We start from the raw sequence: 22,050 nt of genomic DNA on the forward strand, positions 1-22,050 counted from the left end.
GTGATGATGGAGGCATGTCCGAACGAGGAAGTTACGCGCCGGGCGTGCCCTGCTGGGTCGACCTGTCCACCCCGGACACCCAGGGCGCCACCGGGTTCTACGGCGCGCTGTTCGGCTGGCGGGCCGGTTTCGACGCCGAGCCCGAAGCCCACGGGTACGGGATGTTCCATCTGCGCGGCAAGAAGGTCGCCGGCATCGGTCCGCTGTTCCACGAGGACCTGCCCGCGGGGTGGCACAGCTACGTCGCCGTCTCCGACCTCGCCGAGACCCTGCAGAAGGCCGGCGCGGCCGGCGGGCGGACCGCCTTCCCGCCGACCAGGGTCACGCACGCCGGCACCATGGCCGGGCTGCGGGACAGGGAGAACGCCTTCCTCCTGCTGTGGCAGCCCGAACAGCACCAGGGCTGCGAGGTGGTCAACGAGCCGGGCGCCTTCGCCTGGAGCGAGCTCAACACCCGCGACCCCGCCGCCGCGCAGGAGTTCTACCCCGCGGTGTTCGGCTGGAACGCCGGAGGCGACGCCTACTACACCCGCTGGCAGCTCGAGGACAAGGCCGTCGCGGGCATGCTCCCCATGCCCGTCGACGTTCCCGCCGAGGTCCCGCCCGGCTGGGTCGTCTACTTCGCGGTCGAGGACGTCGAGGAGTCCGCCGCCAAGGCCAAGGAGCTGGGCGGCGGCCAGACGAGCCCGTTCATCGACAGCCCGGCCGGCCGCCTCGCGATGTTCCACGACCCCTGGCACGCCCAGTTCGCGATGATCTCCGGGGTGCAGGAGCACCACTGAGCCCGCGTCCCGGACCCCGGAGGCACCGGACGGCTACGCGTGCGTGGCCGTCTTGTCCTCTTCCGCCTTCTGCTCTTTCCTGTTCTCGGAGGCCATGTGCCTGCCGACCGCCGAGTTCGGGTCGGAGAAGGTGCCGGTGCGGCGGATGGTCTGCCAGTCCAGGCGGTTGCCCGTGACCACGGTGACCAGCGACTGGATGACGACCAGGTACATCAGCTGCCGGTAGACGAACTGCTGCAGCGGCAGCGCCCACAGGGGCTGCACCTTCTCACGGTCCAGGCGCAGGGCGTAGGCCGCGGCCCCAGCCTGGAGCAGGACGACCACCAGCCAGATGACCAGCGACTTGACCGGGTCACCGAAGAGCACGCCGTAGAGGGTGTAGACGTCGACCGCGGGCGCGATCAGCGGCAGGAGCACCTGGAAGACCGTCAGATAGCTCAGGCAGCGGCGGCCGAACGGCTCCCGCAGGGACGAGCGGTGCTTCCACATCGCCTGGATGGTGCCGTAGCACCAGCGGTAGCGCTGCTTCCACAGCTGGTGGAGCCCGGACGGGGCCTCGGTCCAGGCGATCGCCGTCTCCTCGTAGACGACCTGCCAGCCGGACCGGCTGATCGCCATCGTGAGGTCGGTGTCCTCGGCGAGGGTGTCCTCGCTGAGCCCGCCGACGGCGTCCAGGACCTCCTTGCGGAACGCGCCGATCGCGCCGGGGATGGTGGGCATGCACTGCAGCAGGTCGAACATGCGCCGGTCGAGGTTGAACCCGATCACGTACTCGATGTGCTGCCAGCGCCCCCACAGCCCCTTGCGGTTGGCGACCTTGGCGTTGCCGCTGATCGCGCCGACCTTCGGGTCGGCGAAGGGCTGGACGAGCTTGCGCAGGGTGTCCCGCTGGAAGACGGTGTCGCCGTCCATCATGATGATGATCTCGCCGCGGGCGGCGTCGATGCCGGCGTTGAGCGCGGACGGCTTCCCGCCGTTCTTCTTGCCGAGCAGCCGGAGCCCGTTCCCCTCCATGGCCCGGACGATCTCCGCCGTGCGGTCGGTGGAGCCGTCGTCCACCACGATGATCTCCAGCTCGCCCGGATAGTCGTTGTCCTGGAGCGAGCGGAGGGTGGCCTCGATCCCCACCTCCTCGTTGTAGGCGGGGACGATCACCGTCAGGAAGGGGCTGATCGGTCTTCGGTCGAGATTGCGCTCCTTGACCTTGCGCACGTGCAGGTGCGCGAAGACCAGCAGGACCAGCAGCCGCAGGACGGCCGCCGCGCCGGCGATCCCGAACAGCACCCACATCGCCGTGACGAGCCACTGCGCGAGGCTCTGGGTGAACACCAGCGTCTGGCCGATCATCTGCTCGCCGTCGGTGGCGGCCACCTCGGACTTGGGCAGCTTCAGCGCCTCGGCGAGCGTGGTGAACTCGTAGCCCCTCGGCTTGAGCGTGGCGATGATCTGGTCGACCGCCTTGACGACCTCGGCGCGGTCGCCTCCCGCGTCGTGCAGCATGATGATCGCGCCCCGGCCGCCCTTGGTGGAGTCGACGGCCGACTGGACCATCGCCTCGACGCCGGGGTGCTGCCAGTCCTTGGTGTCGCCGTCGGTGAAGACCACCAGGTAGCCGGCCTCGCCCACGACCTGCGCGGCCTTCCACTGCGCTCCCGTCGTGCCCAGGGGGCTGCCGGAGTAGGGCAGGCGCATCAGCCGGGTCTTGACGCCGGCGGCGCCGGACAGCGCCCGCTGGGTGAGGCTCAGTTCCAGCCGGATCCGCCAGTCGGGCGCGTCGGCCAGGTCCGCGTGGGTGTAGCTGTGGTTGCCGACCTCATGCCCCTCGGCCAGGACCCGCTGCACCAGTTCCGGGTGCTTGGCGACGTTTCCCCCGACCATGAAGAAGCTGCCCCTGGCGTCGTGCTTCTTCAGCACGTCCAGTATCTGCGGGGTCCACCGCGGGTCCGGACCGTCGTCGAAGGTCAGGGCGACGGTCTTGCGCGGCATCCGGACGGAGCGGAGTTCGCCGTCCTTGGCGCTGACCACCGGCCCGCCCTGGGTCACCTCGGGCGGCGCCTGACCGGACTCGTCCACCGGCTTGCGGGGCACCTCGCCCACCGCCCCGTTGACATAGCCGTTCATCAGCAGGATGCAGGCGAGCAGGAAACACCCGAAAGCGAGCAGGAACCAGTGCGCGCGGGGGTCGCGTTTTTTCATTCCTCGACGGTCTTCTTCTCCTGGCCGGGCGGCTCAGTGGGCTGGTTGCCCGGGTCGGTTGCGTCGGACGGCTTGGCCGTCGCCGTGGGGGTGGCGCTGGGCGACGTCGGCGTGGGGGTCGGGGTGGCGGTCTTGGTGGGCTTGGGGCTCTTGGTGATGACGGTCGGTCGCGCCGTGACCGGTGGCGTCTTCGTCGGCGTCCCTCTCGGGGTCTCCGTTGGGGTGACAGTAACGGAAGGAGTGGCCGTCGGGGGGACGTAAACGGGAACAGAGGGTTGCGGAACGGCGGTGGGCGCCACGCTTTTACGGCGGAGTTTCGCTTTCTCCTCCGCCATGTGCGTGTTCTTCTCCGGCACCACCCAGGTGGTGAGCGGCACCGAAGCCCCCGTCCCCAGACTCACCCCGAGCGCGATTGCATATCCGGCGATGAAGACCCCCGCGATAACCCCCGCGACCTGGAAGAGCTTGCGGCGTTTGCCGGTGCCGTCTACAAAAACCGGCTGCTCATCAGTCACGCGGGAGAGTTTAGGCTGGTCACGTCGCAAATGCGACGTGAGCCGCCGAAACGTGATACTTCACGAACGGATGCGCTCATCGTAGGACTTACGTGCGCCATGGTCGAACTCGAGGAAGATCGTGTCGAGCCCCAGACGGTGGCTGACCAGGTCTTTCACCTTCTGCGGGATCAGTCCCATCAGTGCGATCTGCGCCGCGAACTTGGCCGGGACCGTGGTCTGCGGACGGGGTCTCGCGATGACCGAGACGACCGCGGCGGCGATGTCCTCGGGCTCGCAGTTCTTCTGCCCCTTCGGGCTGCGGGTGCCCGCGATCAGCTCGGTGTTGGTGAAGGACGGCATGACGACGCTGACGTGGACGCCGTGCTTCTTCACCTCCTGCCGGGTCGCCTCGGAGAAGATGACGACGGCGGCCTTGCTCCCGTTGTAGAGCGCCAGGCCCGGGGTCGGCAGCACGCCGGCCAGCGAGGCGATGTTGACGACGTGGCCCCTGCCCGCCGGAACGAACTTCTCCAGCGCGAGCTTGGTCCCGAGCATCACTCCGTGCACGTTGATGTCGAAGCAGCGGCGGGCGTCGTCGTCCGTCTCCCCCAGAACCGGCCCGATGGGCATGATGCCGGCGTTGTTGATGAGGACGTCGTAGTCGCCCGCCTCGGCCAGGAAGTTCGTGAACGACTCCCGGTCCGTCACGTCCAGCTTCACGCCCCGCACACCGAGTTCGGCGGCGGCCTTCTTGACGGCCTCCTCGTCGATGTCGCCGATGACGACGGTGGCCCCCTTGGCCTTCAGCGCCCTGGCGGTGGCGAGACCGATACCGCGGGCTGCTCCTGTGATGGCGACTTTCACTTCACACGCTCCAGTGTCACGGGACGGACCGAGCGTAAGTCAATACTTACAGCAGCCCCCGGTCAAGGCGGCCGGGAAGCCGCTCCGAAAAAATGACCGGGTGGTCTCCCACCCGGTCGCCGTGAGGATCCCGCTCAGGCGAGCACCTGCACGTTCTCCAGGGTCCCGGCCTGCAGGCGCTCGTACATGTAGCGGCGGCGCGGCTTGCCCGAGGACGTGCGCTCGATCAGGCCGCGCGGGCCGGTCACGATCGTCAGCTCGGCGTCGTCCAGGCGGCGGGCCAGGAAGCGCCGGGCCTCGGCCGTCCACTCGCCCTCGTCCGCCTCGACGAACAGGGCGACGCCCCGGCTGCCGACCCCCGGCACCGCCACCACGGTGAGCCGGCCCTTGTGCAGCCCGGTCACCTCCGAGAGCTTGGTCTCCAGGTCCTCGACGTAGACCGAGCGGCCGCGGACCTTGAGGCTGTCGCCCATCCGGCCCAGCACGAACAGCTGGCCCTTGTAGAGGAAGCCGGCGTCGCCCGTCCAGACCTCGCCGTCGATGAAGCGGGTGGACTTGCCCTCGGCCCCGGCGTAGTAGCCGTCGCAGGCGGACGCGCCCCCGGCCACGACCTCGCCGAGGTGGCCCTCCGGCACCTCCTTGCCGTCCTCGTCGCAGATGCGGACGGGAAGCTCGGGGTCGGGCGCGCCGCAGCCGACCATCCAGCCGGACGTGTCGTTCAGCGACTCGGGGCCGACCAGCCGCTCCTCGGCGATGCGCACCTTCTCCCCGAAGTTCAGCGAGTCCGTCTCGACCCGGATGGCCAGCGGAGAGGTGCTCCCGTCGAACATCGTCGCGCACAGCGTCGTCTCGGCCATGCCGTAGGCGGGGCGGAAGACCGTGCGCTCGAAGCCGGTGCCCTCCAGCAGCTGGGCGAACGCCTCCAGGCCGGCCGGATCGATCGGCTCCGCGCCCACGATCACGCTGCGCCAGCGGGAGAGGTCCAGGCCCTCGACCTGCTCGCGCTTGAGCCGCCGCGCCATGTAGGAGAAGGCGAACGGCGGGCAGGCCGCGTGCTGGGCCACCGAGAAGCGCTCCAGCCAGCGCTTGGGGTCGCGGATCCACTGGTCGGGCCGCATCAGGTGCAGGGTCGCCTGCCGGACGAGCGGGGTGAGGAACGCGCCGATCAGGCCCATGTCGTGGTAGAGCGGCAGCCAGGAGTTGACCTCGTCGCCGTCGGTGTATCCGGTGAAGCGGATGATGAGGTCGCTGTTGGCCTGGAGGTTCTCCCAGGTGACCCGCACGCCGCGCGGCTCGCCGCTGGAACCGGAGGTGAACTGCAGCAGCGCGAGGTCGGAGGCGGGCTGCAGCGGGGCCTCGGTCTCGGCCTCCCGCGGCACCCACGGCTCGCCCTCCAGCCCGGCACGTTCCATGCACTGGGCGGTGAGGTCCTTCAGGTCGGTGCTGGCGATCGTCAGCTTCGGCTTCGCCTGGCGCAGGATCGCCGCGACGTGGTCGACGTACTCATCGCCGGTCTGGAACAGCGGCGGGGTGATCAGGCAGATCACGCCGCCGGACGCCCACACGCCGAAGTAGGTGGAGATGAGCGCGTGGTCGGTGGGGATGATGGCGCAGACGACGTCGCCGGTGCCCACGCCCTCCTCGGCCAGCGCGGCGGAGACCTTCTTGGCGGACGACGCGATCTGGTCGTAGCTCCGGTAGTCCCAACCGCCGTCCTCATTGGCCAGATGAACCCCCCGTTCCGGGTTCGGCTTGTCCAACCAGTCTCGGAGCCACGAGGTCATCGAAGGTCCTTCCAACGCCAAAGGGGTGCGTGCGCGATCGCGGCCGCATGGTCAACAACGGGGTTACCGAACCGTAGGGTAACCATCCGGACCGAGCCGATGTTACTCACGGGGGAGGTAGTTGCCCAGATCGCTTTTCGTCCGGTCATGACAAGGAACGCAGCGCCGGCGCGAGCGACTCGGGTACGACCCGCTCCACCCGGACCGCATCGCATCCCACCCACCCGGCCGCCTCCTCCAGCGCCCTCAGCGCGGGCTCGACGTGCCCGGGGCCGTCCAGCGAGATCTGGCGCGCCACCAGCGTGGAGCCCTCGCGGGCCGGATCCACCCGGCCGACCAGCCGCCCGCCGACGAGCAGCGGCATCGCGAAGTAGCCGTGCACCCTCTTGTCCTTGGGCACGTACGCCTCCAGCCGGTGGGTGAAACCGAAGATCCGCTCGGTGCGCGGCCTGTCCCACACCAGCGAGTCGAACGGGGACAGCAGGGTGGTGCGGTGCCTGCCGCGCGGCGGGCTCTGCAGCGCCGCGGGATCGGCCCAGGCCGGACGGCCCCAGCCCTCGACCCGCACCGGCACCAGGCCGGTGCCCTCCATGACCCGGTCGACCTGCGCGCCGCGCAGCCGGTGGTAGTCGGCGAGGTCGGACCGGGTCGCCACGCCCAGCGCCCGCCCGGCCTGCGCGACCAGCGCGGTCAGGCACGTCTCGTCGTCCGGCTCGTCCCGCCGCAGCTCCTCGGGGATCGCCCGCTCCGCCAGGTCGTAGACCCGCTTCCAGCCCCGCCGCTCGACGCAGACGACGTCGCCGACGTCCAGCAGCCACTCGATCGCGATCTTCGATTCGGACCAGTCCCACCAGGTGCCGCCGGGCACGCTGTTGCCGCCCAGGTCCGACGCCGTCAGCGGCCCCTCCTCGAGCAGCCGCCGCGCCACCAGCGCGCAGGAGCGCTCCTTGTCCTCCATCCGGTGCCAGCGGTGTCCGCGCCGCGCGTACTCCCGGCGCCGGAAGGCGAACAGCGGCCACTCCTCGATCGGCAGGACGCACGCGGCGTGCGACCAGTACTCGAAGGAGGTCCCGCGGCCCCAGTAGGCCTCCTCCACCGCCGCCCTGCCCACCGCGCCCAGCCGGGCGTAGGGGATCAGCTCGTGCGAGCGGGCCAGCACCGAGATCGTGTCCAGCTGCACCGCGCCCAGCGCGCGCAGCACCCCGCGCACCCCCGCCCGGCGGTCGGGGGCGCCGAGGAACCCCTGGGCGCGCAGCGCGATCCGCCGGGCCTCGTCGGCCGACAGGCTCAGCTCGGGCGGCGGCGCCGCCGCCCGCGGGACTCTCGGCTGGGGGACGGCACGACCGCTGGTCTCGGAGCTCGGACTCATGCCGGAAGCCTAGAGGCCGCCTCCGACGGAATCCGGGGCTCATACCGGCCGTGGCTCGGGCTCCGGGGACGGACCCGGGCCCGGTTCGGGCGGCACCGGCTGGGGTTCGGGCAGCGGCGGCGGCGACGGCTGCGGCGCGGGCGGAACCGGATCGGGTTCGGGCACCGGATCGGGCATGGGACTGGGCGGAGGCGGAGGGGTCGGCCTCTCGGGAATCGGCGGCACTGTCATGTTCCGCCCCTTCCCCGTCTCCGCCGGAGCTAACGGCCCACCGAGACGTGCACGTGGTCGAAGTGGTTCTGGGTGATGCTGCCCCGGTTCTCCATCAGCCGCCAGCACCTGCAGACGCTCTCGTTCCAGATGTGCTGGCGCCAGATGATGTACTTGATCCCCAGCCGGCCGTAGTTGGCGATCAGATAGGCCGAGGTGCGGTCGCCCACGGCCATCCAGTCCCCCGACGGCATCCGGCCGCCCGAGCTCAGCATGAAGTCCGAGGCGTTGCCGGTGCCGTGGTCCTGGGGGTCTCCCGGGCGGGCGCAGCCGATCGCCAGGAACGGGCCGATCAGAGCGTCCACCTCGTTGCGGACCGCCTGCATGTGCACCGAGCAGCCCGCCGTCCCGCTGAGCGGGGACTTCGCGGTACCGGCCACCTGCACCGAACCGGAGGTCCCCTGCGGCAGCACCGTGACCCTGGCCTGCTTGGGCAGCAGCTTCTTCAACCTGCCGCGCAGCTTCTGCAGGTCCGTCTTCGGCGCGCTCATCACGAGCGTGTTGCCGCTGGCCAGGCCGAGCCGCTGCGACTGCTCCCGGGAGACGACCGCCTCCACGCCCGGCACCCCGATCGGGGCGATCGCGCCGATCCGGACGCTCGCCTTGCGGCCGGTCGCCCCCGCGTTGACGACGGTGCCCAGCTTCGCGCCCTGGAAGGAGATGACCGCGTCCCCGCCCGCGACGTTGCGCCACAGCTCGTCCAGCTTGGCCGTCTGCTTGGGGGCGAGGTTGCGGAACGTCGACGGGTCGACGCCCAGCAGGCCCACCTGCTTGCCGGCGACCCGGGTCCGGGCCCCGTCCACGACCTCGACGACCTTGACGCCCTTGAGCTTGCGGACCTTCTCCACCACCTCGGCGGGCAGCGTGCTCGGCGCGGCCGCCAGCAGGTGGGGGGTGTGGCGTCGGCGCAGCGGCGCGACGCTGATGGTCTCGGTCGCCTGGCCCGGCGTGTGCGCCACCTCGTGGGAGACCTGGAGTCCGTCGAGGCCGGCGTTCTGGTCGTGGTGCGCGGCTATCACGGCGAGGTCCACGGAAAGGGTCAGCAACGCCGCGACGCCGATGGCACCCGGAACCCAGACCCGCATCCGGCTTCTCCCCCTTCTGTATCGGACAGTCAACTTACACGGCGCCGTTTCGGATGGAAGCGGACGGAACTTAATGATCTATGAGACAGTTGCAGTCCCCCGGATACCCGATCCCCCGGAGTCGAAAGCCATCATGCGAGTGCCCTCCGCCCGCACGAAACGCCGCTCTCTGGAGGCCGCGGCCATCGGCCTGTTCGCCGCCTCCGTCACAGGCCTCGCCGGATACGCCCTCACCGAGCGGCAGGGCGCCGACCCCGTCGGGCTGGTGGGCCCCGAGGCGGCCGCGCCCGGAGAGCCGCGCGAGGAACTCCCCGACGTCCGGCACAAGCAGAGCGGCCCGCAGCAGCCCGCCGCGACCTCGGCGCCGCAGGAGCCGGCCGGCCAGAGCGGGACGGAGCCGGCGGCGGACGCGCCCGGCTCGCCGGACGCCCAGGTCCCGCCGATGCTCGACAAGCGGAGCGTCGCCCAGAGCGCCGCCCGGCCCGCCGCCCGCAAGAAGTCCTGCCTCAAGGGCGTGGCCACCTGGGCCTATCCGAAGTCCAAGGCCTCCATCAAGAACTCCGGGGCGTGCTGGTTCTACAGCTGGGGTCCCGACCGGGCCGGCATCGCCGCGCCCAAGGGCGTGGAGTTCGTCCCGATGATCCACAACGCGAGCAGGATCGGGGACGTCGCCAAGGTCAAGAACCGGGGCCACCGCTACCTCCTCGGATTCAACGAGCCCGACCTCGGCGCGCAGGCGAACATGTCGGTCGAGCAGGCGCTGGACCTGTGGCCCCGGCTGATGAGCACCGGCCTGATCCTCGGCAGCCCGTCCGTGGCCAACCGCGGCGAGGTCCCCGGCAGCTGGCTCGACCGGTTCATGAAGGGCGCCAAGAAGCGCAAGCTGCGCGTCGACTTCATCACCCTGCACTGGTACGGCGCCGACTTCCGGGCCAAGCCCTCCGCCAGGCAGCTGCGCGGCTACCTGCGCAAGGTCCACAAGCGCTACAAGAAGCCGATCTGGCTGACGGAGTTCGCGCTGACCGACTTCACCCAGGGCACGCCGCGCTACCCGTCGCAGCAGCAGCAGGCGGCGTTCCTCCGCGAAGCGACGAAGATGCTCCGGAGCGAGCCCTACGTCAAGCGCTACGCGTGGTTCGCGCTGCCCACCAACCAGAGCCAGACCGGCCTGTACAACCCGAACGGCTCGCCCACTCCTGCGGGTCGCGCCTTCCGCTCCGCTTCCAGGTACAAGTAGGCCGCCGCCGGAGCGGTGAGGGGACAACGCCCTCACTCTCTGCTACGACTCGATGTCGTGAGCGGATGGACTACCTGGCCGGCCTTCGCGGCCGCCGCGGCCTTGGCCCTGCCCGGAACGGCCCTGGCACTGCCGGGGCGGACGCCGCCCGTAACGGTGCCGCCCGCCCCGGCACGGCACGAGTTCGCGAGCTTCGAACCGCCCGACCCCGCTTCCGCCGACCTGACCGTCGTCGGAGGCCTGTGGTCGTTGCGGCCCGGAGGAGCCGAGACCGCTTACATCAGCGTGGCCAACGGCGGCCCCGCCGAGGCGCGGCGACCCGTCCTCACGGTGACGCTGCCCAAGGAGCTGACCGCGGCCGACACGTCCGGCTGCCGCCAGGCCGCCTCCAGCCTCAGCCCGGAGGGGGTCACCACGATCACCTGCCGGTGGAAGCGGATCCGCCCCGCCGGCCACCGCCTGGTGCCGTTGAAGCTGCAAGCGGCACGGCTGCGGCGGTCCGACGCCGGCCTGGCCCGGCCCAAGGTCCTCCTCCAGGTCGCCTCCGCGACGCCGGAACTGGCGGAGGAGGACAACCGCGACTCCTTCAGGGTCCGGATCCAGCCCCTTCTGCCCGATCCTCCGGAGAGACCGCCGACAAAGGCTGATCTCGAAGGGGAAGCCGCACCGTGAACCGGGTGTCCCCCGGCTCGGACTCGACGTCCAGATCGCCGCCGTGGCGGCCGACCACGATCCGGTAGGAGATGTCCAGGCCGAGGCCGGTGCCCCGGCCCACCGGCTTGGTGGTGAAGAACGGCTCGAAGATGCGTTCCCTGAGCTCCTCGGGGACGCCGGGGCCGGTGTCGCGGATCTCGACCCGCACGCGGTCGCCATCCGAAGCGGTGCTCAGGGTCAGGGTGCCGGAGCCGTCCATCGCCTGCAACGCGTTGTCGATGAGGTTCGTCCACACCTGGTGGAGCTCCCCCGCGAACACCGGCACGGGGGGCAGCGTCCGGTCGAACTCCTTGACCACCCGCACGCCCGCCAGCTTGGCGCCCAGCATGACCAGGGTGCTCTCCAGCCCTTCGTGGACGTCCACCCGCTCGTACGGGGCCCGGTCCAGGTGGGAGTACTGCTTGGCGGCGGCGACCAGGCCCGAGATCCGGGCGGCCGAGTCGGTGATCTCGCCCAGCAGCAGCTCGGCCTCCAGGGTGTAGGCCAGCCAGCGGACGGCGCCCTCCAGCAGCTCCGGGGACGCCGATCCGGCCAGGCGCTCCAGGAAGTCCGTGGTGGTGCCCGCCCCGGTGAAGATCGGCGCCAGCTCCCACGCCTCGCCGATCCCGTGGTCCTCCAGCCAGTCGGTCAGCTCGTCCTCCCGTTCGGACTCCTCCACCGCGCCCAGCTTCGGAGCCTCGGCGATCCGCCGGACCGCCTCCTCCTGGACGTCGACGAGCAGGGTCAGCAGCCGGGGGTCGATCTGGTCGTGCGCCAGCATCGCCAGTTTGCGCCGCGTCCCCGCGACCCGTTCGCGCAGCGCGTCGGCGGCGCGGACGGCGGCGGCCGCCGGGTTGTTCAGCTCGTGGGTCAGCCCCGCCGACAACGCGCCCAGCGCGAGCAGCTGCTGACGCCGCCCCACCGTCGCCTGGATGTTGCGCATCCCGAGGAAGAGGCCCTCCATCAGGTGGATCGCCATGGGGAACCAGCGGTCGATGAAGGCGGAGAAGTCGGCGGCGCCCAGAAACCAGAACCGGCAGTCGGTGACCGCCGAGACCGTGGCGGCGTACTGCTCGCCGCTGCTGTCGGGCAGGTAGGCGCGGGTGGCTCCGGCGTAGACGCCCACCTGGTCGGTGCGGGTGATCTCGACCTCGTCCCGGCCGACCTTCTGGCACATCCGAAGCGTGCCGGACAGCAGCACCGCCAGCCGCTCGGCGGGATCCCCCTCGACCAGCACCGCCGTGCCCGCGGGCGCCGCCTCCACCCAGCCGTGCCCGGCCAGCCAGTCGAGCTGCTCGTCGTCGAGCCGTTCGAACAGGAACAGCTCGCGCAGCCCGTCGGGACCCAGCCGCTCGGTCATGACGCCCCCAGGTAGCGGTGGACGAGCGTCACCGCCATCGCGCCCTCGCCGACGGCGGAGGCCACGCGTTTGACCGACTCGGACCGTACGTCTCCGGCCACGAACACCCCCGGCAGGCTGGACTCCAGCAGCCAGGGATCACGGTCGGGGCGCCAGCCCGAGGGCCGCCGCCCCTCCGTCAGCAGGTCGGGGCCGGTCCGGACGAAGCCGTGCTCGTCGCGCTGCAGCACGCCTTCCAGCCAGTCGGTGTGCGGGCGGGCACCGATGAAGACGAAGAGGTGGCCTGCGGACACCTCCTCACTGCGCCCCTCAGCGTCGGCCAGGCACAGCCTCTCCAGGCCCTGGTCGCCGAACGCGCCGGCGACCCGGGTCCGGAGCCTCACGCGCACGTTGTCCAGGCCGCGCAGCTGCTCGATCAGGTAGTGGGACATGCTCGCCTCCAGCGACTCGCCCCGCACCACCAGGGTGACCGAGGGGGCGTGCCTGGCGAAGTACACCGCGGCCTGGCCCGCGGAGTTGGCACCGCCCACCAGGTAGACGTCCTCGTCCGCGCAGTCGGCCGCCTCGGTCATCGCAGAGCCGTAGAAGACGCCGCGGCCGGTGAGCTCCGCGACGCCGGGCGCCTCCAGCTCCCGGTAGGACACCCCGGTCGCGATGATCACGGTGTGCGCGGCGACCTCCCGTCCGTCGCCGAAGGTGATCACCCTGGCCGGTCCCTCGGCGCGCAGCCCCACCACGTCGCAGGAGGTGATGATCTCGGTGCCGAACTTGACGGCCTGCCGCCGCGCCCGGTCGGTGAGCTGCGCTCCGGACACCCCGTCGGGGAAGCCGAGGTAGTTCTCGATCCGCGACGACTGCCCGGCCTGCCCTCCGGTGGCCCGGCGCTCCACCAGCAGCGTCCGCAGCCCCTCGGACGCCCCGTAGACGGCGGCTCCCAGTCCCGCCGGGCCGCCGCCCACGACGACGAGGTCGTAGAAGTCGGTGGCGGGAGTGGTGGACAGGCCCACCGCGTCGGCGAGTTCGGCGGCCGAGGGGGCCACCAGGGTGGCGCCCGCCGAGGTGATCACGATCGGGAGCTCGTCGGTGTCGACCCCGGCCGCCTTGAGCAGCCGCGCCGCCTCCGGCTCGTCGTCGGTGAACCAGCGGTAGGGCACCGCGTTGCGCGCCAGGAAGTCGCGGACCTCGAAGGACGGCACCGACCACCGGTTCCCGATCACCTTGGTCTCCGCGGCCGGGGTGTCGGGAGTCTCCCGGTAGGCCTCCAGCATGGCGTCGACGACCGGGTAGAGCTTCTCCTCCGGCGGGTCCCACGGCTTGAGCAGGTAGTGGTCGACGTCCACCACGTTGATCGCCGCGATCGCCGCGTCGGTGTCGGCGTAGGCGGTGAGCAGCGCCCTGCGCGCCCGCGGGAAGAGGTCCATGGCCGCCTCGAGGAACTCGATGCCGCTCATCTCCGGCATCCGGTAGTCGGCGAGCACCGCCGCCACCCGCTGCCCCCGGAGCTTGAGCTCCCGCAGCACCTCGAGCCCCTCGCCACCCGACCCGGCCCGGACGACCCTGAACTCCCGCCCGTACCGCCGCCTCAGGTCCCGCGCCACCGCCCGGGACACCGACGGATCGTCGTCCACGGTCAGCAGAACCGCCTTCTGCGGCTCTCCGCCCTCACCCATACCTGCAAACCCCACAAGCCCTCACAGACACTACGAACTCACGAATGCGAGTAATCCGGAACCCCTTCGACCCCGAACGCGACCTCGTCCTCATAGCACCACCACCAGTCCTCCCCCGGCTCGAAGGACGAGATCAGCGGATGCTCCGTCTCCCGGTGATGGGCCGTGGCATGCCGATTCGGTGAAGAATCACAACACCCCACATGCCCACAAGTCCGGCACATCCGCAAATGAACCCACCGGCCGCCGGACCGCAGACAGTCCTCACACCCCCCGGCAGAAGGCCGCGCCCCCGCCTCGACCTGATCCAGATGCACACACCCCTGCGCCATAACCCCCACACTCCCGCCAAGAGATCAGCACCCTCATCACCAGCGATTTTCCCACACCAACACAAAACACCCCTCAACCCCCAACCCACCAACACCCCAACAGGCACACAGGAAGATCAGGACGCAACGCAAAAGCGCAGACCGTCCCAGAAACCAGAAAGGAGCACTTCCGCCCCGACCACAAACGAACCGCACCCCGCAGGGATATGGGGGCCAAGGGCCGCCCCCCGGGAAGACATGACGAAAGGCCCCCGCAGAAGCCCTTTTCAAGGGCGACCACGGAGGCCTCTCAACTGGTAGCGGGGACAGGATTTGAACCTGCGACCTCTGGGTTATGAGCCCAGCGAGCTACCGAGCTGCTCCACCCCGCGTCGTTGTGTTCTAAGACTATGCCTGGTGGCGGGCTTACACAAACTGAGGCTCCGCACCCGGCCGAGACGCCACACCCGGCCAGACGAAAAGGCCAGAGAAAACACACTTCCACCCCGACCACACGGCGAGCGGTACCACCGCACGGGGGCGTGGGGGCGGAGCCCCCACACCGGGGGCCCGGGGGTCGCCCCCCGGAAAGGCATGGCGAAGAGGCCCCGTGGAAGCTCCCTCCAGGGAGCGACCACGAGGCCTCTGACTCGTAGCGGGGACAGGATTTGAACCTGCGACCTCTGGGTTATGAGCCCAGCGAGCTACCGAGCTGCTCCACCCCGCGTCGTTGTGTTCTAAGACTATGCCTGGTCGCGGGCTTACACAAACTGAGGCTCCGCGCCTGGTCAGAGGGGGGTTACGTAGGCGCCGGTGATGCCGCCGTCGACCAGGAACTCGGTGGCGGTGATGTAGGCGGCGTCGTCGGAGGCGAGGAAGGCGACGGCGGCGGCGATCTCGTCGGCTTCGGCGAAGCGGCCGATGGGGATGTGGACGAGGCGTCGGGCGGCGCGTTCGGGGTCCTTGGCGAAGAGTTCGCGGAGGAGGGGGGTGTTGACGGGTCCCGGGGAGAGGGCGTTGACGCGGACGCCTTCGCGGGCGAACTGGACGCCGAGTTCGCGGGTCATGGCGAGGACGCCGCCTTTGGAGGCGGTGTAGGAGATCTGGGAGGTGGCGGCGCCCATTCTGGCGACGAAGGAGGCGGTGTTGACGATGGCGCCTTTGCCTTGGGCGCGCATGTGGGGGATGGCGTATTTGCAGCACAGGTAGACGCCGGTGAGGTTGACCTCCTGGACGCGTCTCCAGGCTTCGAGGCCTGTTTCGAGGATGGAGTCGTCTTCGGGCGGGGAGATCCCGGCGTTGTTGAAGGCGATGTCGACGGTGCCGTAGGTGTCGCGGGTGGTCTGGAAGAGGGCTTGGACTTCTTCTTCGCGGGTGACGTCCGTCCTGAGGTAGAGGCCGTCGAGTTCGTCGGCGTATCTGCCGCCTTCGTCGGGGTCGGCGAGGTCGGCGAGGACGACGGTGGCTCCTTCGGCGGTGAGGCGGCGGGCGGTGGCCAGCCCTATGCCGCCGAGTGCGCCGGTGATGACGGCGGTGCGGCCCGCGAGACGCTGCATGCTGGTGGGCTCCTAGGTGCGCGTTCCTGCGGCCGCTCGGGGCCGTTCAGGGTTCGGGATCATTCGGTCGATCGTTCAGTGCGCGTCAGCGCACGTTCAGCCACTGGGTAGTGCGCCGTCAGGCGCATGTTCTTCAGTGGAGAGGAAGACGTTCTTGGTCTCGGTGAAGGCGTCGAGGGCGTCGGGGCCGAGTTCGCGGCCGAGTCCGGACTGCTTGAATCCGCCGAACGGCGTCCAGTACCGCACGGAGGAGTGGGAGTTGACCGACAGGTTGCCCGCTTCGACGGCGCGGGCGGTGCGGAGCGCGCGGCCGAGGTCGCGGGTCCAGATGGAGCCGGAGAGCCCGTAGGCGGTGTCGTTGGCGATCTCGACGGCTTCGGCCTCGTCGGTGAAGGGGACGACGGTGACGACCGGTCCGAAGACCTCTTCGTGCCAGGCCCGGACGCCGCGGTAGTCGGGGGTGGCCAGGACGGTCGGCGGGTACCAGAAGCCGGGGCCGTCCGGCGCGGTGCCGCGGAAGGCGACGGGCGCGTCGTCGGGCACGTAGGAGGCGACCCTCGCCCGGTGCTCGGCGCTGATCAGCGGCCCGACCTCGGTCTCCTCCGCGGAGGGGTCGCCCACGACGACTCCCTTGACGGCCGGTTCCAGCAGTTCGAGGAAGCGGTCGTAGACCGGGGCCTGGACGAGGATCCGGGAGCGGGCGCAGCAGTCCTGCCCGGCGTTCTCGAACACCGCGTAGGGGGCGGTCGCCGCGGCGCGTTCCAGGTCGGCGTCGGCGAAGACGATGTTGGCGCTCTTGCCGCCCAGTTCGAGGGTCAGCCGTTTGATCCCGGGGGCGCAGGCGGCCATCAGCTCCCGGCCGACCCGGGTCGAGCCGGTGAAGACGATCTTCCGTACGTCCGGGTGGTCGGCCAGTCGGCGGCCCGTCACGGGGCCCCTGCCCGGCAGCACCTGGAACACCCCTTCCGGCAGCCCGGCCTCCAGCGCCAGCTCGGCGACGCGCAGCGCGGTCAGCGGGGTCCACTCGGCGGGTTTGACCAGCACGGTGTTGCCGGCTGCCAGCGCGGGCGCCAGGCCCCAGCCCATGATCGGCATCGGGAAGTTCCACGGGACGATCACGGCGACCGTCCCGAGGGGCTCCTTGAACGTGACGTCCACTCCGCCCGGGACGGGGATCTGCAGGCCGGTCAGCCGTTCGGGGGCGGCGGAGTAGTACAGCAGGACGTCCCGCAGGTTGCCCGCCTCCCAGCGGGCCTGCCCGATCGGGTGCCCGGAGTTGCGCACCTCCAGCCGGGCCAATTCCTCCAGGTGCGCGTCGATCTGGGCGGCGAAGCCGCGCAGCAGCCTCGCCCTGTCGCCGGGCGAGACCGCCCGCCAGGGGGCGGAGGCGGCGACCGCGCGGGCGACCGCCTCGTCGGTCTCCTCGACGGAGGTCTCCGCGACGGTCTGGACGACCTGCCCGGTCGCCGGATCGATCACCCGCATCTACAGCCTCTCGAATCCCCGGGCCAGTTCCCAGTCGGTGACGGCCCGGTCGTAGGCGGCCAGCTCCACCCGGGCGTAGTTGGCGTAGTGCGCGGCCACCCCGTCGCCGAACGCCTCGGCGACCAGGGGGCCGGACTCCCAGTCCTCCAGCGCCTCGCGCAGCGTCCCGGCGACCGCGGGCCCCGCGGTCTCGTAGGCGTTGCCGTCGTAGGGCTCCTCCAGCTCCAGCCCGTTCTCGACGCCGTGCAGCCCCGCCGCGACCATCGCCGCGACCGCCAGGTAGGGGTTCACGTCGCCGCCGGGCACCCGGTTCTCCACCCGCAGGGACGATCCGCGCCCGACGAGCCGCAGCGCGCACGTCCGGTTGTCCAGTCCCCAGCGGATCGCGGTCGGCGCGAAGCTCCCCGCCTGGTAGCGCTTGTAGGAGTTGACGTTCGGCGCGTACATCAGGGTCAGCTCGCGCATGTGGGCCTGCTGGCCGGCGATGAAGGCCGCCCCCTCCGGCGACAGTCCGTACGGTCCGTCGCCCGCCATGACCGGGGCGCCGTACTCGTCGCGCAGCGACAGGTGGACGTGGCAGGAGTTGCCCTCCCGCTCGTCGGGCTTGGCCATGAAGGTCAGGGACATGCCCTCCTGCGCGGCGATCTCCTTCGCCCCGGTCTTGTAGACCGTGTGGTTGTCGCAGGTCCGCAGCGCCTCGGCGTACCGGAAGGTGATCTCGTGCTGGCCCCGGTTGCACTCCCCCTTGGCGGACTCGACGTACATCCCGGCGCCGGTCATCTCGTTGCGGACGCGCCGCAGCAGCGGCTCGACCCGGGAACCTCCCAGCAGCGAGTAGTCGACGTTGTAGAGGTTGGCCGGGGTCAGCCCGCGGTAGCCGCGCCCCCAGGCCTCCTCGTAGGTGTCGCGGTAGACGACGAACTCGAGTTCGGTGCCGGCCTGGGCCGTCCAGCCCCGCTCGGCCAGCCGGGCGAGCTGGCGCTGGAGGATCCGCCGGGGCGAGGCCTCCACCTCGGTGCCGTCCTGCCACTTCAGGTCGGCCAGGACGAGGGCGGCGCCGGGCTGCCACGGGAGCGTCCGGAGGGTGGACAGGTCGGGCCGGAGCACCAGGTCGCCGTAGCCCCGCTTCCAGGAGGACATCGCGTAGCCGGAGGGGGTGTTCATCTCCACGTCCACGGCCAGGAGGTAGTCGCAGGCCTCGGCGCCGTGCCCGGCCACCTCCTCCAGGAAGTAGCGGGACGTCAGGCGTTTGCCCTGGAGGCGGCCCTGCATGTCGGTGAATCCGATGACCACGGTGTCGATCCGGCCGGACTCGGCCGCCACGTCCAGTTCCTCGAGCGTCAAGTCGACCTCAGATCCTCTTGTCGGGCCCGTCGAGCACGCTGGTCGGGAAAGTACCCACCTGGACGCGGCCGTACCGGCGGGACGCCCGTTCCTCAAAGGGATTCCGGAGGTCGCGATTCTGAGGACATTTGTCGTCAGAAGTCTTGACGCGCCGCCCCCGCGGCGCTTGATTGGCGGCATGCCGATCCCACGCTCGATCCTTGCCGACGACGACCCGCAGGACCTGGAGCTGACCATCGTCGCGGGCCGCTGGCCCGACGACATCGAAGGCCACCTCCTGGTCAGCACCTCCGACCAGCGCACCCGCCCGCTGCACGCCTTCTTCGGCGACGGCATCCTGGTCCGGCTCGGCCTGCGGCCCGACGCGGAGGGGCGCTTCGCCTGGCGGCCCCGCGTGATCGACACCCCGTCCGTCCGGCTCCGCCGTAAACGCCCCGATCTGTTCGTCCCGGGCCCCGTCGGCACCAACTCCCCCTGGGGCATGGTCAACGCCGCCAACACCGCCCCGCTCCCCTGGGGCGACCGGCTCTTCGCCACCTGGGACGCGGGCCGTCCGGTGGAGGTGGATCCGGTGACCCTGGGCTTCGTCGCCGAGGTCGGCCACCGCGACGACTGGAAGCCCGCCCTGGACCATCCCGTCCTGCCCCTGGTCTCCACGACCGCCCACCCGGTGATCGACCCCGAGCGCGACTGCCTGTGGACGGTCAGCCGCGACGTCCTCGGCGGCGCCGTCTCGGTGGTCCGCTACGACGGCACGGGCAAGCACGTCCACCGCTGGGAGATCGAGAACGCCGTCCTGCCGCAGGCCACCCACACCATCACCCAGACCCGGGACTGGCTGGTCCTCGCCGACACCGCCTACAAGGTCGACGTCCAGGAGGTCTTCGGCGGCGACCGCACCGTCGCCAACAACCCCGACGGCCCGGTGCTGCTGATCCGCAAGGACGCCCTGCTCCCGGACACCAGAACCGTCACCTGCACCGAGTTCCGCCTGGCCCCCGAGGTCAACCACTTCTACGCCAGGTACGACGACTCCGACGGCATCGAGATCGTCATGGAGCACTCCGAGGGCGTCGACATCGGCATGTACCTGCGCGAGGACGACCTGGACGTGCACGGCCGCCCGGTGGACCCGGCGCTGCGCGGCATGTACTGCCACGGCATGTCCCCCGCCCTGACGACCCTGCTGCGTTTCGACCCCGCCACCGGCCGGATCACCGAGAAGGCCCGCCTCCACGACTCGGAGCGCTACTGGCAGGCCGAGCTCTCCGCCATCGACTGGTCCTTCGAGGGCCAGCTGGCCCCCACCCGCCACCACCTGATCCACCTGGGTTTCCACCCGGAGGCGATCAACCAGCGCGCCCTGCGCAATTACGGCGACCGCGTGGACCGGAGCCTGTTCCCCGCGGAGGAGACCCCGTCGATCCTCTCGTCCCTGGATCGCGAGTCCCTCAGGCCACTGAGCGAGTGGACCTTCGCTCTGGACGACTACCCCACCTCCCCCTGTTTCGTCCCCCGCGGCCCCCTGAACGCCGAGGGCCGCTCCCGCTACGCCGGCTCCTCCCCCGGCGGGCACCACGGCTACCTGCTGGTCCTCGTCCACAACGACGACCGCTTCCGCCTGGAGCTCTTCGACGCCGCCGATGTCGCTCAGGGCCCTGTCGCCGTCCTGGCCCCGTCCCCCGGCAGCACCATCCCCTTCATGATCCACTCTGCCTGGATGCCGTCCTGTCTCGCGCCCCCGGACGTGGAGCGCCTCCACTTCCGCGACGACCTGGACTCCCGCCTGGACGGCCTCACCGCCGATCTGGCCGCCGTCGCCCGCGAGGTGGCCGCCGAACTCCCCTGATCGGGGACCGAAAGGGTTCCAGGGGCTCCCGGCCGGAGCTCCTGGAAACAGGCGGACCGGATTCGGCTTTTGGGACGTCCCGATCAACGAGACAGCCGGTGTGACGTATGTCATGCCCTGTCAGTCTGACGGGCCTATCGGGTGATCATCCCGATGTGAGAAAGGACTCCCGTCAGCTTCTCGTCCCTGAAGGGCCGAGCTTGCAGCTCTTCCTCACACCTGGCGGGTGTGGTTCAGGCCGCGTCGTCGGCAGCGTGACTCACTGCCCAGGCCACCGCACCGCGTTGGGCGATGTTGCAGCCTGCGTTCACGTCGGCGTGCTCAGCGAAGCCGCACGACGTGCAAAGGAAGGTGGACTGATCGGGCCGGTTGCTCCGGCTGACGTGACCGCACGCGGAGCAGCCTTGCGAGGTGTGGCGGGGGTCCACGAACACCACCGGCACTCCCGCGAGGGCGGCCTTGTAGGAGACGAATCCGCCGAGTTGGGCGAAGGACCAGGAGTGCAGGGTGACCCGCTGGGGCTTGCGGAGCCGTACCCTGTCGCGGATGCCGCCCAGGTCTTCCAGGGCGATACCGCGGCAGGTGCGTTGAGCCTCGGTCACGAGCTTCTTGGCGATGCAATGGTTGACGTCGGCTGCGAAACGCGCCTCCCGACCCGACAGTTTGCGCAGCAGCCGCTTGGCCGCCTTGGTGCCCTTCTTCTGCAGCCTGCGGCGCAGCCGACGATGCCGATGGCGGACCTGGTTGAGGCGCCTGCCGGCATACCGGTCGCCGTCGCTGGTGGTGGCGATGTTCACGATGCCCAGATCCACGCCCAGGAAGCCCTCCACCTCGCCCAGTTCGGGCTCGGGGACCTCGCAGGTCGCGTACAGGTACCAGCTCCCGCCCCGCAGCACCAGATCGGACTCCCCCCGCCGATGGGCGGTGAGCACCTTCAGCTGGGCGGGCGAGCACTGGAACCCGATGCTCCTCACGCGGCCTCGGACGGTCCAGATCGAGACGGTGCGCGCCTCCAGCTGCCAGGACAGGCACCGGTCGTCGAACGGCTGGGCGGCGTCCTTACGGAAGCGGACCGGCTTGCCCTCCACGGCCCGGCGCCGCTTGGAGCCCTCCCTGCCGTAATTCCCGGCCTTCAGGTTCGCCTTCAAGGTGGCGTAGGCGTCGGCGGTCTTGCGTATGGCGTGCAGGGCGGGCTGGGCGGACAGGCCCATCGCCTTCATCTCCCCGTACACCAGCCGCTGAAGCGCCCGCCCGCTTTTGACGCCACTCTCGAACGCGCGCCGGGAGGCTTGGTTCGCGGCCCGGTTGCAGGCGTGCAGCGTCTCCCGCAGAGCCACCCCGGTGGCCTCGTCCGGGAATAGCTTCACCTGCACCACGAGCTTCACACCCGCAACGTAGCGTCCACCCTCCGGCACCGAGAGTATTTCCCGGATTCCCGCATGCACAAGGGGGCGAAGTGTCGCCTGTGGCCTGCATGTTCGTTGTGTCCTCGTCGCCAAGGCCCCGGTGCAGGCCCCTGACCGACACCCGGTTCACCCGCAAGGCATAGCGAAGAGGCCCCCGTGGAAGCTCCCTCTCGGGAGGGACCACGGGGGCCTCGTACTCGTAGCGGGGACAGGATTTGAACCTGCGACCTCTGGGTTATGAGCCCAGCGAGCTACCGAGCTGCTCCACCCCGCGTCGTTGTGTCTCAAGACT

General features: G+C 70.5%; 17 protein-coding genes and 3 tRNA genes. 4 read left to right on the forward strand and 16 right to left on the reverse strand.

From position 1 onward, the window contains the following. Nucleotides 1-14 precede the first annotated feature (14 nt). Nucleotides 15-782, forward strand: coding sequence for a VOC family protein (locus ABD327_RS07630; RefSeq protein WP_344449497.1), 768 nt, complete (start codon nt 15-17; stop codon nt 780-782). 33 nt (nt 783-815) lie between these two features. On the opposite strand, the gene ABD327_RS07635 is transcribed toward ABD327_RS07630, so the two are convergent. The 6 genes from ABD327_RS07635 to ABD327_RS07660 form a co-directional block, all read right to left on the reverse strand. Further along, nucleotides 816-2,978, reverse strand: a complete 2,163-nt coding sequence (locus ABD327_RS07635; protein WP_344449498.1) for a bifunctional polysaccharide deacetylase/glycosyltransferase family 2 protein — start codon at nt 2,976-2,978, stop codon at nt 816-818. Further along, nucleotides 2,975-3,493 (reverse strand): hypothetical protein, encoded by a 519-nt coding sequence (locus ABD327_RS07640; RefSeq protein ID WP_344449499.1) that lies wholly within the window; start codon nt 3,491-3,493, stop codon nt 2,975-2,977. The genes ABD327_RS07635 and ABD327_RS07640 overlap by 4 nt, the downstream gene beginning before the upstream one ends. A gap of 60 nt (nt 3,494-3,553) precedes the next feature. After that, nucleotides 3,554-4,339, reverse strand: coding sequence for an SDR family oxidoreductase (locus ABD327_RS07645; protein WP_344449500.1), 786 nt, complete (start codon nt 4,337-4,339; stop codon nt 3,554-3,556). Nucleotides 4,340-4,473: 134 nt separating this feature from the next. Continuing rightward, nucleotides 4,474-6,123 carry an AMP-binding protein gene (locus ABD327_RS07650; RefSeq protein ID WP_344449501.1) on the reverse strand — a complete coding sequence of 550 codons (1,650 nt, stop codon included), beginning with the start codon at nt 6,121-6,123 and terminating at the stop codon, nt 4,474-4,476. A 145-nt stretch (nt 6,124-6,268) separates the two neighbouring features. After that, a complete protein-coding gene (locus tag ABD327_RS07655; protein WP_344449502.1) occupies nt 6,269-7,492 on the reverse strand; it encodes a winged helix-turn-helix domain-containing protein in 1,224 nt (407 codons plus the stop codon). A 260-nt stretch (nt 7,493-7,752) separates the two neighbouring features. Continuing rightward, complete coding sequence (locus tag ABD327_RS07660; RefSeq protein WP_344449503.1) at nt 7,753-8,847, reverse strand: VldE C-terminal domain-containing protein; 1,095 nt, start codon at nt 8,845-8,847, stop codon at nt 7,753-7,755. 133 nt (nt 8,848-8,980) lie between these two features. Here ABD327_RS07660 and ABD327_RS07665 point away from each other — a divergent pair, with 133 nt between their 5' ends. After that, nucleotides 8,981-10,084, forward strand: coding sequence for a glycoside hydrolase family protein (locus ABD327_RS07665; RefSeq protein WP_344449504.1), 1,104 nt, complete (start codon nt 8,981-8,983; stop codon nt 10,082-10,084). 57 nt (nt 10,085-10,141) lie between these two features. Beyond that, on the forward strand, nt 10,142-10,756 hold the full coding sequence (locus ABD327_RS07670) for a hypothetical protein (protein WP_344449505.1): 615 nt from the start codon (nt 10,142-10,144) through the stop codon (nt 10,754-10,756). Here the strand turns inward: ABD327_RS07670 and ABD327_RS07675 are convergent. From ABD327_RS07675 to ABD327_RS07710, 8 genes are all read right to left on the reverse strand, one after another. Next, nucleotides 10,671-12,137 (reverse strand): ATP-binding protein, encoded by a 1,467-nt coding sequence (locus ABD327_RS07675; protein ID WP_344449507.1) that lies wholly within the window; start codon nt 12,135-12,137, stop codon nt 10,671-10,673. The genes ABD327_RS07670 and ABD327_RS07675 overlap by 86 nt on opposite strands. After that, the gene (locus ABD327_RS07680; protein WP_344449508.1) at nt 12,134-13,807 is read right to left on the reverse strand and encodes an NAD(P)/FAD-dependent oxidoreductase; all 1,674 of its coding nucleotides are present in this window, start codon (nt 13,805-13,807) and stop codon (nt 12,134-12,136) included. The genes ABD327_RS07675 and ABD327_RS07680 overlap by 4 nt, the downstream gene beginning before the upstream one ends. 38 nt (nt 13,808-13,845) lie before the next feature. Next, a complete protein-coding gene (locus ABD327_RS07685) occupies nt 13,846-14,139 on the reverse strand; it encodes a UBP-type zinc finger domain-containing protein (RefSeq protein WP_344449509.1) in 294 nt (97 codons plus the stop codon). Between the two features lie 294 nt (nt 14,140-14,433). Beyond that, nucleotides 14,434-14,510, reverse strand: a tRNA-Met gene (locus ABD327_RS07690). A gap of 261 nt (nt 14,511-14,771) precedes the next feature. After that, nucleotides 14,772-14,845, reverse strand: a tRNA-Met gene (locus ABD327_RS07695). Between the two features lie 61 nt (nt 14,846-14,906). Further along, nucleotides 14,907-15,674, reverse strand: a complete 768-nt coding sequence (locus ABD327_RS07700) for a 3-oxoacyl-ACP reductase (protein ID WP_344449510.1) — start codon at nt 15,672-15,674, stop codon at nt 14,907-14,909. A gap of 96 nt (nt 15,675-15,770) precedes the next feature. Further along, entirely contained in the window at nt 15,771-17,159 is a 1,389-nt protein-coding gene (locus ABD327_RS07705) for an aldehyde dehydrogenase family protein (protein ID WP_344449511.1), read from the reverse strand. Next, nucleotides 17,160-18,503: a glutamine synthetase family protein gene (locus tag ABD327_RS07710; protein WP_344449512.1), complete on the reverse strand. Its 1,344-nt coding sequence runs from the start codon at nt 18,501-18,503 to the stop codon at nt 17,160-17,162. A 178-nt stretch (nt 18,504-18,681) separates the two neighbouring features. On the opposite strand from ABD327_RS07710, the gene ABD327_RS07715 reads away from it, so the two are divergent. Then, entirely contained in the window at nt 18,682-20,352 is a 1,671-nt protein-coding gene (locus ABD327_RS07715) for a carotenoid oxygenase family protein (RefSeq protein WP_344449513.1), read from the forward strand. Nucleotides 20,353-20,585: 233 nt separating this feature from the next. Here ABD327_RS07715 and ABD327_RS07720 read toward each other — a convergent pair whose 3' ends face one another. After that, nucleotides 20,586-21,737 carry an RNA-guided endonuclease InsQ/TnpB family protein gene (locus tag ABD327_RS07720; RefSeq protein ID WP_344449514.1) on the reverse strand — a complete coding sequence of 384 codons (1,152 nt, stop codon included), beginning with the start codon at nt 21,735-21,737 and terminating at the stop codon, nt 20,586-20,588. A 221-nt stretch (nt 21,738-21,958) separates the two neighbouring features. Further along, a tRNA-Met gene (locus ABD327_RS07725) sits at nt 21,959-22,032 on the reverse strand. Nucleotides 22,033-22,050 lie beyond the last annotated feature (18 nt).

This window comes from Actinocorallia aurantiaca, assembly GCF_039533685.1.
GTDB lineage: Bacteria > Actinomycetota > Actinomycetes > Streptosporangiales > Streptosporangiaceae > Actinocorallia > Actinocorallia aurantiaca.